We start from the raw sequence: 14,391 nt of genomic DNA on the forward strand, positions 1-14,391 counted from the left end.
CCCCCCGTAATCGGGGGAGGTGGCCCGGAGGGCCGGAGCGGGAAGGCCTCACACGAGGTTCGTAAAGTTCCGACGTCGGAATCTGAAGCATCTCGACTGCGGCCTCCCCCTCCGCCCCCGTATGACGGGGCACCCCCCCATAGGCGCCAAAGTAGAAGGGGACCTCATCTGAGGAGCGCCCGCAGGGCGCGTCGCGAAGGATGGGCCATACAGGAGATCGTTGGAAAAGCCGTGTCGCAGCACCCTCGCTGCTGGCCAGCGGCGAAGGTTACTTCGCCCGGAGCGAGACGCGGCCCTCCGGGCCGTTCCTCGGGGTGAGGTCCCTTCGTAATTTAGCGCCTTTGGGGCACCTCCCGCGATGATGGGGCCGATGATGGGGGAGAGCATGAAGGATGCGTCCACTCCGCAGCAGTTACGCTGGAAGAAGAGTGCGCCCAATTGCGAATGGCCTGACATCGATACGCGCGGCGATTTCGCTTGGCCGCGATGGTTGCTTGGCCGCATCATTGCCGGGCAATTCGCCATTCACGCCAAGGAGCCCCGTTCGATGCTGCCCAACGACCCAGTGAGCCAGGCGCGACTCGACCTGACGACGGCGCTCCGGGCGGCGGTGCGTCACGGGCTGAACGAGGGCGTGTGCAACCATTTCAGCATGGCGGTGCCCGGACGCGAGGATTTGTTCCTGGTCAATCCGCAGGGCCTCCACTGGTCGGAGATCACGCCGGCCGATCTCGTGATTGCCGACGGCGCGGGCAACATCGTCGAGGGTCGCTATTCCGTCGAGCCGACTGCGTTCTTCATCCATGCCCGCCTGCATGCCGGCAACCCGCGCGCCAAGGTCGTGCTGCACACCCACATGCCCTACGCGACGGCGCTGACATCGATCCGCGACGGCAGGATCGAGATGTGCACCCAGAACGCCTTCCGCTACTGGAACCGCATCGCCTACGATGACGAATACTCCGGCGTCGCCCTGTCGGCCGAGGAGGGCGATCGCATGTGCCGAGCCCTGGGCGACAAGGACATCCTGTTCCTGCGCAACCATGGCGTGATCGTCACCGGGCCGACCGTGGCCCAGGCCTACGACGAGCTCTACTACCTCGAGCGCACCGCCATGGTGCAGGTGCTAGCGATGCAGACAGGCCGACCGTTGCACAACATCGACGCCGCGCTGGCCGAGCACACCGCCAACCAGATCGCCGGCGAATCGCAGCAGGCCGTGCTGCATTTCGAATCGCTGAAACGCCTGCTCGATCGCGACGAGCCGGGCTGGCGCCGGCTGGCCGCCTGAGGGAACCGCCATGCCTTTGGCCCTGCCCATACCCGCCAGCCTGCTCGCGAGCCTGGCCTTCGTCCTGGCCCTGACGACCGCAACGCCACTCTCGGCGCAGGGCATTCCGGGTGTCAGCCAGGGTCCCAGGCTCGGCGAAATGGAGATCAAAGCCTTCCAGAAGATCCCGAAGACCAAGGTGGCGGTGCAGCTCACCTCGGACACCCACCTGTCGCGTGAGCTGCGACGCCAGGTGATGGTGCGCCTGTCGCAGCGCGGCAACGAGGTGGGCTTCAGCGGCGGCAACGTCATGCGCATGGACGTGACCTTCTTCGATCTCTCGGGCGGCGGCGGTCGCGGCCAGGGGATGATCGGCGGCCAACCCGACTATGCGCCGCCCGGCTCCAACCCGCGCATGGAGCTGCCGTCCAACCCGATCGGTCGCCGCGACGGCCTCGCACCAGCTCCCGCCGGCCCGACGCTGCGCATCACCCTCACCCTCTACACCGTCGACGGCGGCAAGGTGCTGTGGACGGCGACCGGCTCGTGCACCACACAAGCGGAAAAGGCCGAGCGCGCCGGCGTCGCCATCATCAACCGCATCTTCGACAACGCCGACCGGAGCATGACCGGCGACGCCGGCTGCCCGTTCTGACCCCTCCGTCGATTCCAACCATCCCGACCAGCAGAAGGATCCCGCTTCATGCCGCGACTGGCTCCGCTCGACCTCGACAAGCTCACGCCAGAACAGAAGAAGGTCGCCGACGCGATCGCGTCCGGGCCGCGTGGCGGCTTGCGCGGCCCGTTCGAGCCCTGGCTGCGTCGTCCCGAGCTCGCCGATCGCGCGCAGAAGCTCGGCGAGTATTGTCGCTTCAACAACTCGCTGCCGAACGATCTCTCCGAGCTCGCGATTTGCCTGGTCGGCCGGCACTTCAAGGCGCAGTACGAGTTCTACGCCCACGCCCGGCTCGCCCGGCAGGCGGGCCTCTCGGCCGACATCGTCGAGGCGATCAGGACGCGCGCCACGCCACCCTTCACGCGCGAGCCCGAGCGCATCGTCTACGATTTCGTCACCGAGTATCTCGAGACCAACCGCGTGGCCCAGGCCAACTACAAGCGCGCTGTCGACGCGCTCGGCGAGCAGGGCGTGGTCGATCTGGTGGGCGTGTGCGGCTACTACATGCTGGTGTCGATGACACTCAACGTCTTCGAGATGCCCCTGCCGCCGGGCGAGCCCGAGCCGCTGGCGTAGCTCTTCGCTGGGAGCGCGCCACTCCGATGGCGCTCTTCTTCTCGATCACACACCCCATGAGCGCCATCGGAGTGGTGCGCTCCCAGCTATTCCTCGAAGATCGCAACGGCGCGGGTCCAGCCGGCTGAGGCGCCGCGGATCTTGTGCGGGAAGCAGGCGATGGTGAAGCCATCGGGCGGCAGGGCCTCGAGGTTGTGCAGCTTCTCGAGATGGCAGTAGCCGATGTCGCGGCCCGCCTTGTGGCCTTCCCAGATGATCGACGGGTCATGGTCGCGCGCCCATTTCTGGGCGGTGAAGTAGAACGGAGCGTCCCAGCTCCAGGCGTCGGTGCCGGTGAGGCGAATGCCTCGCTCCAGCAGGTACATGGTGGCGTCGTAGCCCATGCCGCAGCCCGCATTGACGTAGTCGTTGTTGCCGTAGCGCGAGCCCGCCCGCGTGTTGACGACGACGATCTCGAGCGGCTTCAGCTCGTGGCCGATGCGCGCCAGCTCCTCCTCGATCTCCCGGGCGGTGATGACATGGCCGTCCTCCTTGGCGCGGAAGTCGAGCTTGACGCCGGGTTGGAAGCACCATTCGAGCGGCACCTCGTCGATGGTGATGGCGCGCTCGCCCTTGTTCATCGTCGGATGAAAGTGATAAGGCGCGTCGAGGTGCGTGCCATTGTGCGTCGACAGGGTGACGTTCTCGACCGCCCAGCCGGCGCCGTCGGGAAGGTCTTCCTTCTTCAGGCCGGGAAAGAAGCCGGCGATCTGCGCCGCCGTATTCTCGTGCCTGTGATACTGGATCCTGGGGTTGAACGGGACGGGATCGGAGATCACGTCGTTCTCGAGGTAGATCGAAAGATCAACAAAACGGCGCGGCATCGTATCAGGGACCGGTAAGAGAGTTCAGGATCGCCCGGGTGAGCAGCTTGCCAATGCACTTCTGGCCGAAATCGTTGAGGTGCAACCCGTCGAGTTGCACGAACTGCGCGTACGGCATGCCGTCCCCGTACCAGTCGCGCATGATGTCGTAGCGGCGGAACAAGCCGGCATCGAACTCGCGCGCCACGACGGCCATGATCTTCTCGTAGGCTTCCTTGTCGGCCACCGCGACCACTGCCGGCACGTACTGCAGGTTCATCAGCACGAAATCCGAGCCGAGCGACTTGCCGAGCGTCAGCCCGTTGCGCAGCCAACGCTCGAACTTGGGCAGCGGCATGTGGCGGATGGCGGCGTTGGTCCCGGTCTGCCACACCACCAGCGAGGCCGGGTTACCCTCCATCTCGGCGCGCATGCGCGACGCCATCTCCTCGACGTCCTGCCCGCCGATGCCGCGGTTGACGACGTCGACCTCGATGCCGGGCAGCGCCTTCTCCAGCCCCATCTTGAGCTGCGCCGGATAGGCGAAGGCGGGATTGGAAACGCCGTAGCCCGAGGTCGACGACGAACCGAGGGCGATGATGCGCAGCTGCTTGCGCGTGGCGATCGCCTTGCGGGCGATGTTGAGCGGGGTGCCGAGGTCGAGCAGCTGGGGCTTGGCGCGGCACAGGGTCATGGATTGCGGCAAGGCGGCAGCCGGCAGGAGAAGCGTGAACGCGGCCGCCAGTCCGAGCCAGGATTTCCGGAGACGACGGCTCATGACGCGGCCTGCGCCGTGGTCGGCGTCCGCCTTTTTGCAGGTCCCCCACCACCCTTGAACCAGGCCGCCATGTAGGCAGCGCAGCACATGATGACGATTCCTCCGACGCTCACCCCAATTTGCGACAGCAAGGACTCCTCGAAATGACTGACGATCACCTGCCCTGACAACGCAAGGAATGTACCGAGGCAGAATATAAGCAAGGATTGCTCCCCGCATCTGCGAAATGGCTCGAACACGCGCCACCCCAGAAACGGCGCCTGGGCGGGAACGGCCAGGCGGACCAGCCAAGCAAGGGCCAGGAAATGCATGAAGCGCAGGATGTCAATATTGGTCTTGTCGATCGGGTAGATCACCCGGGCGACCCAGGCGGGCACCAGCCGCTCGATTGGATTGTAATGCCAGGACAGGGCTATGAACCCGGAAAACAGCAAATATAAGACGGCCAGCACGGCCAACGGCCAGCGAACGCGGTCGAGCCAGGCGAGCTCCTTGCCCAGCATCGCGCAACAGGCGCCGACATAGAAGACGACCTGCCAGGCCATGGGATTGAAAAACCAGACCTTGCCGTCGGGATAGGCCGGGAGGTTCCAGGAATAGTGGGAGGTCACGGCGTACAGGCCGAGGGAGACGGCGATGACGGCCAGCGGCCAGCGCACGATGGCCGGCAGCACGAAGGGAAAGACCGCCAGCAGCACGATATAGAGCGGCAGGACGTCGAGATTGACCGGCCTGAACTTGAGCAGCGCCGCCTCGAGAATGGCCCGGTAGGGGTTCTCGCCGAACCCGAGCAACTCCATCTCGTCGATCAGCGACGGTGTGTCGCGGGCAATCGAGACCCAGGCGACCTGCGCCGTGAACGCGACGAACAGCAGGATGTGGGCGACATAGAGCTGCCACACCCGGCGGTAGATGCGCGCCGCCGCCCTTACCCACCCCTCGCGCTCCATCATGCGGGCGTAGGCGATGACGGCGGTATAGCCCGAAATGAAGACGAAGATCTCCGTGGCGTCGCTGAAGCCGTAGTTGCGCACGGTCAGCCAGCTCACGACATTGGTTGGAATGTGGTCGAGGAAGATGAACCACAGGGCCAGACCGCGGAACAGGTCGAGCCGGATGTCGCGGCCGGAGGCGATGACGGGCAACGCAGCCATGGCTTGCCATTGGTATCCCAGGCGCCTCGGCGAGGCTATATGAGGCGGCGCGACTCGCTTCTCCTCCCCTTCGTCTTCGTTGGGGAGGTATCGGCGTCTTACGCCGACGGAGGGGCCATGAATCTTCCGAACCGCGGGCGTCCCGCCCCCACATGAACTTGTGCGGGCGGGACGCCCGCGGTCCGCATGATCCATGACCCCACCGCCAGCCAGCGCGAAGCCGAAACGGCTTCGCTTCGGCGAAGGCAGGTCCGCGAAGACGCGGACACCTCCCGACTTCGTGGGGAGCCTACGACGTTGACTTCAGGACCGCCTCGATCTTCTGGGCGAGCTCCTTCCTGACGTACGGCTTCATGAGAAACTGGACGTCCGTCTCGAGGTCACCGCGGCCCACCAGGGCGCCTTCGAAGTACCCCGAGGCGAACAGCACCTTGAGGCCGGGGCGCAGCTCGGTTGCCTTGGCGGCCAGGGCGCGGCCGGCGAGCGAGCCCGGCATCACCACGTCGGTGAACAGGAGGTCGATGTCGTCCTCGCGCTGCAGCACCGCGAGCGCTTCCTCGCCGCTTCCCGCCGAGACCACGCCGTAGCCCAAGCGCGCCAGCTCGTCCACCGCATGCTCGCGCACGAGCTTGTCGTCGTCGACCACCAGGATTTTCGCCGTGGCGTGCAGGGCGACCACCTTGCCCGAGCGCGGCTCCGCCGCGGACGCCCGCTTCGACTCGGAGGCCTCGTAGACGATCATGCCGTAGCCCGCGAACCGCTGGCGGCCGCCGGAAAGCGGCCGCAGGATCATCTTCGCCTCGAACCGGCTGCCGTCCTTGCGCACGAATCGGCTCGTCGCTTCGTGGCGGCCCCATTGCAGGGCGTCCTTGAGAGCGGCGCTCGACTGGCCGGTGACGATGTCGGCCTTGGTGAACAGCTCGGAAAATCGCCGGCCGACAATATCCTCCTCGGCGTATCCCAGCAGCTCGCGTGCGCCGGCGTTCCAGGTCCGGATGTTGCCTTGGGGATCGAGGATGACGACCGCGTAGTCGGTCAGGTCATCGACGAAATGCTGCAGCAGTTCCCTGTCGTCCGCCGTCATCATGACTCTGCTCCTTCGCCGCTCACGCGACTCCCGCTAGCCCGACGGTGCCAGGCGGCCGAGGCCCGGGCCACCATTGGTCGCCCCGAGGGCACTGCGGATGATGTTGGCGAGATCGGCCTTGCGATGTGGTTTGGGCAGAAGCCTCACCCCGCTGTCGAGCTGGCCGTCGTGCTGCAGGGCGTTCTCGGAATAGCCCGAGATGAACACGATGCGGGTCTCGGGCCACTGCCGCTCGACTTCCTCGGATAGTCCCTTGCCGTTCAGTCGGCCGGGCATCATGACGTCGGTCAGCAGCACGTCAAATCGGGCGGCGCGCAGCCACTCCAGCGCCTGGTCGGCGTTGGCGGCGTGCTTGACGTGATAGCCCAGGCTGCGCAGTTGCTCGGTGACGATGGAGCGCACCGAGTCCTCGTCCTCGACCACCAGGATGCTCTCGTTGCCACCGGGCAGGGCCTGCTTGCGAGCGGCCGCCGCCGCCGGCACCACCGCCACGCCGCGCCGGAAGTACATCGACACCTTCGTGCCACGGCCGACCTCGCTGGTGATGACGATATGGCCCTCCGACTGGCGAATGAAGCCATAGACCATGCTGAGGCCGAGGCCGGTGCCCTTGCCAGTCGCCTTGGTGGTGAAGAACGGCTCGAAGACGCGCTTTAGGACCTCGGGTGGCATGCCCGAGCCCGAATCGGTGACCGACAGCATGACGTATTCACCGGGAACCAGGTCCTCGTCGTCCTGCCGCGCGACATAGGCGCCATCGAGCGTGACGTTACGGGTCTCGATCATCAGGCGGCCGCCCCCGGGCATGGCGTCACGCGCATTGATGCAGAGATTGATCAGCGAGGTCTCGACCTGCGAGCGATCGACGTTGGTCATCCACAGGTTCGAGGCGGCCAGAGTCTGCAGGTCGATATGCTCACCCAGCGTCCGCCACAGCAGCCGGCTGGTCGACGCGACGAGGTCGTTCAGGTCGGTCATCTCGGGCTTCAGGACTTGCCGGCGCGAGAAGGCCAGAAGCTGGCGCGTCAGCTCGGCGCCCCGTTCCCCGGCCTCGAAGATGCGCTGGGCGCGGTCGGCGATGTCGGCCGGCACGCTTTCGTCCTCCAGGATGGCGCCGGCATTGCCCAGCACGATCATCAGGATGTTGTTGAAGTCGTGCGCCACTCCGCCGGTGAGCTGACCCACCGCCTCCATTTTCTGCGCCTGAAAGAGCTGCTCGCTGGTCTGGCGGTGGCTGTCCATCGCCTCCTGGCGCATGCGGGTCTCGACCGCGACGCGCCGATCGAAGATCACGGCCAGGATGGCCATCAGCAGAACGAGGGTCGCGATCAGGGCAATGATCGCGGCGAACAGGGCATTGTCAAAGGCGCCGGCGCCGCGCGCTTGGTCGGCCTCGGCGAAGCAATAGGTCGACGCCATGGCCGTGTAGTGCATCGCTGCGACCGCCAGGCCCAGGATCAGCGCGCCCACCACCTCGCGCAGCTGGCTCGACACGACGCGCGACAACCTGCCCAGCAAGTCGCGCGTCTGCAGGGCGACGATCGCCAGCAACACGGCGACGACGATCGACGCGGCAAACAGGGTCGGGTCGTAACGGACGCGGGCGTCGAGCCGCATCGCCGACATGCCGGTGTAGTGCATGGCGCCGATGCCCGCCCCCATCAGGGCGCCACCGATCAGCAGGCGACTGGTCGAGACCACCGGTCGGGCGACGACGTGCAGGGCGATGCCGGCGGCCAGGATGGCCGGCACGATCGACAGGGCGGTGATGAGGGGATCGTAGGCGACCGGGATCGGCAGCACATGGGCGAGCATGCCAATGAAGTGCATGGCCCAGATGGCGCCGCCCATGGCGATGGCGCCAATGGCGAGCCAGCTGAGCCGCAGTCCCTGGTCGCGCAGGTCGGCGATCCGGGTCGCGAACTGCAGGAAGGCATAGCTGCCGAGCGCCGCCACCAGGTACGACAGGAAGACGAGCGCGTAGTTGTAGCGGCCCGGCAAAGCTTGGGATGGATCGGAGCCCAGGGCGAAGAAGCTCGAAAGGTCCATCGGCAAATGCCCTCGAATTGCACCTGCAGACCCCCTGTTGGTACAGGATCGTACCGAAGGACGCCAGTCGGCGCCGCACACTGCATATGCCGGTCGAGCACCGAGCGCCGCCCGGACTGTCGGGCGAGGAGCGCCGCCTGGGCTGTCGAGCGCCGAGCGCCGCCTGGGCTAAGGTGCTGCCCTGGAGGAACCAATGGCCAAGACACCCCTGCTGCTCGTGCCCGGCATGCTCTGCTCGCCCCGTCTTTTTGCCGCCCAGGTGGCGGCTTTGTCAGGCCAGGCCGACATCGTGGTGCCGGACTGGCGCGCCGCGCCTCTCGCCGTCTGGGACAGTTGGGAAAGCGCCGCGCGCTGGGTGGTCGGCCAAATGCGCGCCGAGAAGTTTGCCCTCGCCGGCCTTTCCCTGGGCGGCATGCTGGCGGTCGAGATCATGCAGTTCGCGGGCGATCGGGTGACCCGACTGGCCCTGCTCGACACCGGCATGCGCAGCCAGAACGAGACCGAGCGCGCCATCCGCCGCGCCCGCATCAGGCTGGCGAGCGAGGGCCATTTCGAGCTCGTGCTGGGGCTGCAGATGAGCCGCTTCATCCCGGCCTGGCGCCTGCCCGACAAGGCCCTGGTCGACGCGGTCACGACCATGTGCAGCGAGATCGGTGTCGAAATCTACAAGCGCCAGGAGGAGCTGGCGGCGGTCCGCCCCGACCGCCGGCCCGACCTGCCAAAGATCGCCTGTCCCACCATCGTCGTGTGCGGCCGCGACGATGCCGCCACGCCGCTGTTCATGGCGGAGGAGATGGCGGCCGCCATCAAGGGCAGCGAGCTGATCGTGGTCGAGCAGTGCGGCCATCTCGTCACGATGGAAAGGCCCGAGGAGACCAACGCGATCCTGAAGCGGTGGCTGGGGTGACTTGTTCCTCTCCTCCCCAGCGTCTTCGCTGGGTGTCGGCGTCTTACGCCGACGGAGGGTCATGCGCTGGGAGCGCGCCACTCCTGTGGCGCTCATGGGCTATGTGATCAACCAGAAGAGCGCCACAGGAGTGGCGCACTCCCAGCGAAGAAGCCATGACCCCTCCGTCGCCGAAGACGGCGACACCTCCCCAGCGCAGACGCTGGGGAGGAGAAGACTCACCCAATCACCTTCTTCGCCCGCAGCGCCTCGACCTCGGCGACGCTGAGGCCGGCGATCTCCTGGAGGACGCGATCGGTGTGCTCGCCGAGCGCGGGTGGCGGTCGCGTGTCGTCGACCGGCGTGTCGGAGAAGTGATAGTTCGAGCCGATCAGCGGCACCGGGCCGACGCGCGCGTGCTGGTAGGTCTTCAGCATGCCGCGACGCTTGACCTCGGGCTCGTCGAGCGCCTCCTTCATGGTGCGAATCGGCCCGGCCGGCAGATGGCGGAACTTCTGCGCCCAGTTTTCCTTGGTATCGGTCTTCAGCACCTCCTCCATCAGCCGCGTCAGCTCGGGCTTGTTGGCGACGCGCTGGCCGATGGTCGAGAAGCGCGGATCGGTAACCCATTCGGGATGGCCCATCGCCTTGCAGGTGTCGGTGAACAGCTTCTGGTTGGCCACCGCCATGTAGATCTTACCGTTCTTGGTCTCGAACGAGCTGTTGGGCGCCGAGGCGAAGTGCCCGTTGCCGGCGCGACGCGGCTGGTCGCCGCCGATCAGGTAGTAGGAGCCCATGTTGCCGAGCGAGGCGAGCGCGGTGTCGTAGAGCGCCAGATCGATCTGCTGGCCCTTTCCGGTGTCGTGCCGTGCGAACAGCGCGGCGTTGATCGCCGCCACCGAATGGATCGCCGTCATGGTGTCGACGATGGCGATGGCATGGCGCAGGCCCTCGCCGTTGGCCTCGCCGTTGACGCTCATCATGCCGGACTCGGCCTGCAGGACGGGATCGTAGCCCGGCCGGTCCGACAGCGGGCCGCTCTGGCCGTAGGCCGAGATCGACAGGCAGATGAGCCGCGGGTACCTGGCTTGCAGGCTGGAATAATCGAGGCCGTATTTCTTCAGCACGCCCGGCCGGAAGTTCTCGACCATGACGTCGGCCGTCGCCAGCAGCTTGTGCACGATCGCCTGGCCTTCCGGCTTGGTGAAGTCGAGCGCGACGCTCTTCTTGCCCCGGTTGAACGCCATGAAGAAATGGCTCTCGCCCTGCTCGCCGCCGGCGCGCGGACCGGCGCCCTTGCGCGTGTCGTCGCCGCCGTCGGGATTCTCGATCTTGAGCACCTCGGCGCCCATGTCGGACAGGATCTGGGTGCACATGGGGCCCGCGATGACGCGGGAGAAATCGACGACGCGTATGCCGCTGAGTGGTGGCCGGCCTGATTGTGACATGGACGCAAGGTAGGGCTGCGGGCCGCGCGCTGTCCATGCGCGGCCATTGCATTAGATTGAGCCCTCATGACTACATTTCGCATGACGCTTTCCCGCCGTTTCCTTCTGATCGCCTCGTCCGCCGCTGCCGTGGCGCCGCTCGCCGCGTACCCCGCCGCCGCCCAGGGCGGCGGCTATCCGACCAAGCCGATCCGTATCATCGTGCCGTTCGCGCCGGGTGGATCAGGCGACATCACCTCCCGCCTGGTCGGCAAGTTCATCGAGGACAAGACCGGCCAGCCGGTCGTGATCGAGAACAAGCCGGGCGCAAACGGCATCGTCGGCGTGCTGGCCGCCAAGTCGGCGCCGGCCGACGGCTACACGCTGATGCTGGCCACCACCTCGACCAACGCCGCCAACGTCCACATGTACAAGAGCCCCGGCTACGACCCGGAGAAGGACTTCCAGGTGGTCGGCGTGATCGGCTCGAGCGGCGCCTTCCTGGTGGTGCCGGCGGACAGCTCCTACCGCTCGCTGGCCGACCTGCTGGCCTTTGCCAGGGGCAATCCCGGCAAGCTCAATTTCGGCTACTTCAACGCCAGCTCCCAGGTGCCGGCCGAGGTGCTGGCCAGGCAGGCCGGCGTCGACTGGCAGGGCGTCGCCTACAAGGCGATCGGCAATGCCTGGAACGATCTCTATTCCGGCGCCATCCAGTTCATGTTCGTCGACCTGACGGCGGGTCGCGGCCAGGTCGTGGCCAACAAGGCTCGGCCGCTCGCCATCACCCTGCCGCGCCGCAGCCCGCTCTATCCCGATCTGCCGACGCTCGGCGAGACCTTCCCCGGCGTCACCACCACCGGCTTCCTCGCCATCGCGGTCGCCAAGGCGACCCCGCGGCCGATCCAGGAGAAGCTCAATGCGCTGATCAACGAGGCCATAACCTCGCCCGACATCGCCAATCGCCTCGCCAACGAGTTCGCGCTCAATTCCAGGCCGCTGACGCTCGAGCAGTGCGCGGCGCAGGATCGCGAGGAGCGGGCGAAGTGGGCGAACTACGTGCGGATCGCGCGCATCGAGCCGCAGTAGACAGGCTTGCAGCAGTGTCTCGTTCTCGCCGGGTGCCTATAGTGCGCGACGATCTACTCTTCCAGTTGGCCTGGAGTTCATGAACTTGCTGGCATCTTTGAAGAAGCGCATTTCGAGCGTGGCAGAATGGCTCGGCGTCGGAAAATCAAACGGCGAGCCTTTGGCACCCTCTGTGCCGAGAACCGACCTTGAGGAGCCTGCGCCGCCAGCGACCCCGAATCTTCCAATCTCAACGACAGTGGAGCCTCCAGTCACGGCGACCGTGGACCTTCCAATCGCAAAGGGTCCGATCATAGATACCGAGGTCGATCCCGCGACCTTGGCGGCAATGCTGAAGCACGTCGAGGCGTGCTGGCAACGACTGGGCGAAACCGCACCCCACTGGTCTGTCCTCACGGCGCCCCGGTTCAAGCCCGATCGGATCGCCGAGACCGCAGACGAGTTCTACGGATCCGGCGCGGCCGATGTCGATCGCCTGCCCAGAGCCGCCGATCGGTGCGGAATCGCGCTGCCCGTGCAAGGAACATGCTTCGAGCTAGGATGTGGCGTCGGTCGCCTGACCTTGTGGTTGGCGAAGTCCTTCCGCCTCGTGATTGGCGCCGATATCTCTTTGAGCCACCTGGCGCTCGCCAAGGAGACTGTACGAGCCGCAGATTGTCAGAACGTCGAATTGCGTCACGTCGACCGGCTAGGAGCGCTCGACGAGCTGCCGGCGTTCGAGTGCTTCTATAGCGCCATCGTACTTCAGCACAATCCGCCCCCCGTCATCCGCTGGTTGCTGATGACGATCTTGCCAAAGCTGAGCGTTGGCGGCCTCGGGTTCTTCCAGCTTCTCACAGTGCTACCCGACTACGCCTTCGATGCCGCAGCCTATGTCGCCAACCCGCCAACCCATGGGGAAATGGAAATGCACGCCTTGCCCCACGAGGTGGTGCTCGCCACGATTCGAGACGCCGGTTGCGAGCTGCTGGAGGCCCGCGAGTTCGACGCCGTCGGCATTCCGGGCGCAATGTCGATGGACTTCTTTGTGCGCAAGCTTGCTGCGCCGGCCAAAGTACCATCCGTGGCGTGGGAGCCGGCCAAAGCCAATTGAAAAGCCACCTCTTTGCTGCGAGTGAACGTCATGTCCATTCTTCGGCGACTCGAGCAACAGTACCGAGCGATTGTTGGCGCAACACGTCCAGCCGTGCCGGAGCAACCAAGGCCCGACGCTGGCGAGCGACCTACTTTGCAGGCCGGTCAGATCGACGTACGCGACTTGATCGCGCGGTACGACCATACCAAGCACGCCGAGCTGGCAGACGCCTATTTTGCCCCATTGATGAACAACGCGATACTACGTCGCAAGCCGTTCACCGATCTTCGGGAATCGGTTCAGATCTTGACTGGCCTGTCGCACGCGATTGAAGGGCTTCGCCTTTATCCTCAGGTCAATGTTCTTGATTTTGGCGCCGGGACAAGCTGGTCCAGCCGAATCCTGGCCAGCCTCAAATGTCGCGTGACTGCTCTCGATGTGTCGAAAAATGCCTTGGAGATCGGTCGGAGCATCCACCAGGAGGATCCTCTGACCCGGGATTTGCCGATCGATTTTCGGGTCTTCGACGGTCGATCTATTCCGGCCGAAAGCGGCACGTTCGATCGAATCCTGAGCTTCGACGCTTTTCACCATGTGCCGGACCAGCGTTCGATGTTGGCCGAATTCTCGCGCGTCCTACGTGACGATGGCATCGCAGCCTTTGTCGAGCCCGGTCCGTATCATTCCCTGATGCCCTCCTCGCAAATCGAGATGCGAGCCTTCAATGTCATAGAGAACGACATTCGCGTCGACGAGATATGGAGCATCGCGCGAGCCTGCGGCTTTGCCGACATCAAGCTGTCGTTCTCGATGCCGCGGCAGGAGCTGGTCCCGCTCGACGATTTCAATCGGTTCATCGAGACACGGACAGTTCCGGACGACGTGGTGTTCTCGCGCGGCAATCTCGAGGTTCACCGCAATCGACGGGTCTTCTTCCTCTACAAATCCGCCTCACGCGAAGCTGACAGTCGCTTCATCGAAGGCTTGAACTACCGCCTGCAGCTTGTCGATGTGACTCCGGTCGACGCGGACAGCGTACGCCTGACCCTCGTGGTCGAGAACACCGGTTCAGCGACGTGGCTGCCTTCAGGGTTCGAGCCCGGCAACGTCAATGTCGGCATGCATCTCAAAGCAGCCGACGGAACCCTGCTGGATAATGACTTCGGACGCTTGCCGATCTCGCGCGACCGCGTCGTTCAGGGTCAGAAACGCGACATCGTCGAAGTCCTTCGCCTTCCAGACGCGGGAGACTTCAATCTGGAACTGGACCTCGTCGCCGAATCCATCATCTGGTTTGAGATCGTCGGCGGCAGCCCTTTGACGCTTTCATTCCGCGGGCGGAAGTACGTCGATGCTGCGAGGTGAAGAGACGTCAGGGTTCCGGATCTGTAGCCGGGCTTGTCCCGAAGAGCCGCGCCGTAACCACCAGGCACACGCAGACGTGGCCATACAATTGTCGTAACAAATTCGAAGAACACCCCTGTC

13 protein-coding genes are annotated in these 14,391 nt (G+C 65.4%); 7 read left to right on the plus strand and 6 right to left on the minus strand.

Annotated features, from left to right (window positions below):
• Positions 1-385 precede the first annotated feature (385 nt).
• From AB7O82_RS05660 to AB7O82_RS05670, 3 genes are read left to right on the plus strand one after another with little or no spacing between them, the layout of a single operon-like run.
• Positions 386-1,291 (plus strand): aldolase, encoded by a 906-nt coding sequence (locus AB7O82_RS05660; protein ID WP_428618877.1) that lies wholly within the window; start codon positions 386-388, stop codon positions 1,289-1,291.
• Positions 1,292-1,301: 10 nt separating this feature from the next.
• The gene (locus AB7O82_RS05665) at positions 1,302-1,925 is read left to right on the plus strand and encodes a hypothetical protein (protein ID WP_428538243.1); all 624 of its coding nucleotides are present in this window, start codon (positions 1,302-1,304) and stop codon (positions 1,923-1,925) included.
• A gap of 48 nt (positions 1,926-1,973) precedes the next feature.
• Entirely contained in the window at positions 1,974-2,522 is a 549-nt protein-coding gene (locus AB7O82_RS05670) for a carboxymuconolactone decarboxylase family protein (RefSeq protein WP_428538246.1), read from the plus strand.
• A gap of 86 nt (positions 2,523-2,608) precedes the next feature.
• Here the strand turns inward: AB7O82_RS05670 and AB7O82_RS05675 are convergent, their stop codons facing one another.
• The 5 genes from AB7O82_RS05675 to AB7O82_RS05695 all read right to left on the minus strand — a co-directional run bounded on the left by AB7O82_RS05675 (position 2,609) and on the right by AB7O82_RS05695 (position 8,432).
• Complete coding sequence (locus AB7O82_RS05675) at positions 2,609-3,385, minus strand: cyclase family protein (protein WP_428538249.1); 777 nt, start codon at positions 3,383-3,385, stop codon at positions 2,609-2,611.
• Positions 3,386-3,389: 4 nt separating this feature from the next.
• Positions 3,390-4,142 (minus strand): SGNH/GDSL hydrolase family protein, encoded by a 753-nt coding sequence (locus AB7O82_RS05680; protein ID WP_428538252.1) that lies wholly within the window; start codon positions 4,140-4,142, stop codon positions 3,390-3,392.
• A complete protein-coding gene (locus AB7O82_RS05685; protein ID WP_428538254.1) occupies positions 4,139-5,296 on the minus strand; it encodes an OpgC family protein in 1,158 nt (385 codons plus the stop codon). The genes AB7O82_RS05680 and AB7O82_RS05685 overlap by 4 nt, the downstream gene beginning before the upstream one ends.
• 289 nt (positions 5,297-5,585) lie before the next feature.
• Positions 5,586-6,383 carry a response regulator gene (locus AB7O82_RS05690; protein ID WP_428538257.1) on the minus strand — a complete coding sequence of 266 codons (798 nt, stop codon included), beginning with the start codon at positions 6,381-6,383 and terminating at the stop codon, positions 5,586-5,588.
• A 33-nt stretch (positions 6,384-6,416) separates the two neighbouring features.
• Positions 6,417-8,432: an MHYT domain-containing protein gene (locus tag AB7O82_RS05695; protein WP_428538260.1), complete on the minus strand. Its 2,016-nt coding sequence runs from the start codon at positions 8,430-8,432 to the stop codon at positions 6,417-6,419.
• Positions 8,433-8,625: 193 nt separating this feature from the next.
• Between AB7O82_RS05695 and AB7O82_RS05700 the strand changes: the two genes are divergently transcribed.
• Positions 8,626-9,339 (plus strand): alpha/beta fold hydrolase, encoded by a 714-nt coding sequence (locus tag AB7O82_RS05700; protein WP_428538263.1) that lies wholly within the window; start codon positions 8,626-8,628, stop codon positions 9,337-9,339.
• Between the two features lie 218 nt (positions 9,340-9,557).
• Here the strand turns inward: AB7O82_RS05700 and AB7O82_RS05705 are convergent, their stop codons facing one another.
• Positions 9,558-10,766, minus strand: a complete 1,209-nt coding sequence (locus AB7O82_RS05705; protein WP_428618880.1) for a CaiB/BaiF CoA transferase family protein — start codon at positions 10,764-10,766, stop codon at positions 9,558-9,560.
• Between the two features lie 66 nt (positions 10,767-10,832).
• On the opposite strand from AB7O82_RS05705, the gene AB7O82_RS05710 reads away from it, so the two are divergent.
• The 3 genes from AB7O82_RS05710 (at position 10,833) to AB7O82_RS05720 (ending at position 14,271) form a co-directional block, all read left to right on the plus strand.
• Complete coding sequence (locus AB7O82_RS05710) at positions 10,833-11,831, plus strand: Bug family tripartite tricarboxylate transporter substrate binding protein (protein ID WP_428538269.1); 999 nt, start codon at positions 10,833-10,835, stop codon at positions 11,829-11,831.
• Between the two features lie 79 nt (positions 11,832-11,910).
• Positions 11,911-12,924, plus strand: coding sequence for a class I SAM-dependent methyltransferase (locus AB7O82_RS05715; protein WP_428538272.1), 1,014 nt, complete (start codon positions 11,911-11,913; stop codon positions 12,922-12,924).
• Positions 12,925-12,954: 30 nt separating this feature from the next.
• Positions 12,955-14,271 (plus strand): class I SAM-dependent methyltransferase, encoded by a 1,317-nt coding sequence (locus AB7O82_RS05720; RefSeq protein WP_428538275.1) that lies wholly within the window; start codon positions 12,955-12,957, stop codon positions 14,269-14,271.
• Positions 14,272-14,391 lie beyond the last annotated feature (120 nt).

Origin of the sequence: Reyranella sp., assembly GCF_050185545.1 — a bacterium.
In the GTDB taxonomy this organism is placed as follows: Bacteria; Pseudomonadota; Alphaproteobacteria; order Reyranellales; family Reyranellaceae; genus Reyranella.